3 protein-coding genes and 1 pseudogene are annotated in these 3,558 nt (G+C 28.8%); all 4 read right to left on the reverse strand.

What is annotated here, in order from left to right; all coding sequences use genetic code 11:
• Window positions 1–266: arginine deiminase family protein (locus J2Z53_RS12755; RefSeq protein WP_234925865.1), on the reverse strand; the 266-nt coding region annotated here is incomplete at its 3' end.
• A 587-nt stretch (window positions 267–853) separates the two neighbouring features.
• The gene (gene arcC / locus J2Z53_RS12760) at window positions 854–1,798 is read right to left on the reverse strand and encodes a carbamate kinase (RefSeq protein ID WP_209797833.1); all 945 of its coding nucleotides are present in this window, start codon (window positions 1,796–1,798) and stop codon (window positions 854–856) included.
• Window positions 1,799–1,852: 54 nt separating this feature from the next.
• Window positions 1,853–3,292, reverse strand: coding sequence for an arginine-ornithine antiporter (arcD, locus tag J2Z53_RS12765; RefSeq protein ID WP_209797834.1), 1,440 nt, complete (start codon window positions 3,290–3,292; stop codon window positions 1,853–1,855).
• An 89-nt stretch (window positions 3,293–3,381) separates the two neighbouring features.
• A pseudogene (locus J2Z53_RS12770) lies at window positions 3,382–3,558 on the reverse strand (ornithine carbamoyltransferase); the annotation flags it as partial.

Below are 3,558 nucleotides of genomic sequence, written 5' to 3' on the forward strand. Positions count from 1 at the left end.
ATAAATTGTGCCTTTACTTTTTCATCAGTTGCAATTGCTTCTGCTGCAAGTACTTCTAAGTAAAGAACTTCTACACCTGCATCTCTTAAAGTTTGTGCAAATGCATCATGTTCTTCCCTTGCTATTTTTAAATATGGAATGTCATCAAATAATAATCTGTCTAGTAAATCTGGAGTCAAATTTTCAACCTCTTCCCCAGGTCTATGTAATAGTACTGTCTTTAATCTACCTATTTCTGAGGTAACGTTTAAAGCTTTTTCTCCCATTATTGTCACTCCTATTCCCATTTTTATTTATAATTTTATTTTTCACAATGACTTAACACTGTTTGTAACATAATTATATATTTTGCATTAAACGGTTACAAGGAAATTTATTACATATAATGCATAACATTTTTAACTTTATTCATTAGAAAATTATAATATATTTTCATTGATATTCTCTGTCTATATTAGTTATAGCTTTTTATTGTTTATTTAAATCTTATATTATATATAATTTATGTATATTACTTGCATAATTTACGAATACAATTATTTATATTTTTTTAATTTTATGTATTTATTTACTATTTTATAATTATTTTTTCTATTTAATTCTTAAATAAATTACAAATTAATATTTCTTTTCTAATTTTTCGTAAAACTTAAAAGAAAAAACAATACATTTATCACATTAAAATATATATTTTATAAAAAATAGGAAGTATTAAATTAATACTTCCTAATATACTATTAATTAAAATAGATTAGCTTTAAAAAATATACTTTGAATATTATTTGTTTTTCTATATTTTTTATCAGTAAATACTTGTATATAATTAATTTAATTTACATATTTTATATTTTTATTATTTTACTATTCTAGTTCCTGCTTCAGATCTTAAAGCATCTACTGCTTTTTGAAGTGATGCAATTATAGCTACCTTATTTTCTCCTGACTTAACAAACTTTTTGCAAGCTTCAACCTTTGGAAGCATACTTCCTGGAGCAAATTGTCCCTCTTCAATATATTTATCTACTTCTTCAAGATTAATTTCTTTTAATTCTTTTTGATTTGGTTTATTAAAGTTTACACATACTCTATCAACTGCAGTAAGAATTAAAAGTACATCTGCATCTAATATTTCAGCTAACTTTTCTGCTGCTAAATCTTTATCTATAACTGCTGGAACTCCTGTTAGTTCAAAGTTATTTCTAACAACAGGAATACCACCTCCACCACATGCAATAACTACAAATCCATCAGAAATCATTTTCTTTAATGCTTCTTTTTCAACTATATCAACTGGTTTTGGTGAAGCAACAACTCTTCTATATCCACGACCTGAATCTTCTTTCATAACATAGCCTTTATCTTTTTCAAGTTTTTCTGCTTCTTCTTTGCTATAGAATGATCCGATTGGTTTAGTAGGATTTTTAAATCCATTGTCATCTTTATCTACAACTACTTGAGTTACAATAGTTTGAACTGACTTATTTATATCTCTCTTATTAAGTTCTTCTCTAATTGCATTTTGTAAATGATATCCTATATATCCTTGTGAAAATGCCCCTACTACATCAAATGGGAATAGTGTATTGCTATTATCTACTTGATATGCAGCTTCTACACTTGCAAGTATTTGTCCAACTTGAGGTCCATTTCCATGTACTATAGATACTTCATGTCCTTCTTTTATTAAATCAACTACAGACTTTGCTGTTTCTTTACAAGTTTTTAATTGTCCTTCAGCACTTTTATCCTTACTATCAGATTGTAATGCGTTACCTCCTAATGCTAATACTATCTTCATTTTTCTTCCTCCTTGTTACACCATAATTATTTGTTATTTTTAATTCTATTTAAACTAAATTGTTATTGTTCCTGTTACTAATGAATATATTGCAAATATAGCTGCTGCTAATATAAATATTGCAATAAACATATCTTTTCCTTGGAATGCTTTAGAATTTGGATTATTTTGTTTCTTTGCAACATAGTATACTATTATACCAACTGCATAAAGAATTGCACAAAGAAGTAAATACTTTAATCCTGCTGCATATACAAGCCATATAGTATATATTGAAGCAATTATTGCACATACTTTATCCTTTGTTCTTCCTTCTGGGTTAACATCATAAGTTTCTCCACTCATAACTAACTTTAATCCATAAAAAGCACTTAAAAGATATGGTACAAGTATTGCAGTACTAGCAACTGAATATAGAGCTTGGTAAGTACTATTAGCTACTAATGTCATAATTAAGAAAATTTGTACTAATATACTTGTTATTATTAATGATGCAGCTGGTGCACCTTTTTTATTAGTTCTTGCAAATATTTTTGGAAGAGCTCCATCTTTAGCTGCAACAAATGGAATTTCTGCTGCAAGTAATGCCCATCCAAGTAATGCTCCAAATAATGAAATTATTAGTCCTAAATTTATAAGTACTGCTCCCCATTTACCAACAGCAAATTCTAAAACATAAGCCATTGATGGATTTCCAAGTTCTGCAATATCAGCTCTATTCATTACTCCAAGTGACATTAATGAAACTAAAAGATATATACATAATGTTCCTATTAATCCAACAACAGTTGCTTTACCAACATCACTTTGCTTTTTAGCTCTACCAGATACAACAACTGCACCTTCAATACCTATAAAGCACCATAATGTTACAAGCATTGTATTTTTAGCCTGATTTACTATACTACCAAGATCTGTTGATCCCCAAAATTCAAATGTAAAATTATCAAAATTAAATGCAAATATGGCTACTACTATAAATACAAAAATAGGTACTAATTTAGCTATAGTTGTAATTAAGTTAACAAAAGCAGCTCCACTTACTCCATTAAGTATCAATAGTGTAAATGCCCATACTAAAATTGAAGCTCCTATAATTGATGCTAAGTTATTTCCTTCTCCAAAAGTAGGAACAAAATATCCTATAGCTCCAAATAATAATACTGAATATGATACATTTCCAATCCAAGCACTTAACCAATATCCCCATGCTGAATTGAAACCTATATAATCACCAAAACCAGCCTTAGCATAACTATAAACACCACCACTTAATTCTGGTTTTCTATTTGCTAACATTTGATAAACAAAAGCAAATGCTATCATACCAATACCAGTTATAATCCAACCTAAAATAATTGCGCCAGTTCCTGCTCCAGCTGCCATATCTGCTGGTAAGCTAAATGCTCCTCCACCTATCATGGATCCAACAATTAGGGCTGCAAGTGAAGCAAAACCAAGATTTCTTTGTTCCCCATTTGAATGTTCTGACATAAAATCCCCTACTCCTTTTTATTTATTTTTATAAAATTTCAGCCGACTATTAACTTTAATAGCCGGCTTATATAAATGCTTTCTTAAAGTTATTTTCCTGCAGTTGCAACCATTACAGCTTTAATAGTATGCATTCTATTTTCAGCTTCATCAAATACTACTGAATTTTTGCTTCTAAATACTTCGTCTTCAACTTCTGTTATATCAAGACCAAGTCTTTCTTTAATATCCTTTGCAACATTAGTATCCATGTCATGGAATGATGG

It is taken from the genome of Clostridium moniliforme, from assembly GCF_017873235.1.
Classification (GTDB): Bacteria; Bacillota; Clostridia; order Clostridiales; family Clostridiaceae; genus Clostridium; species Clostridium moniliforme.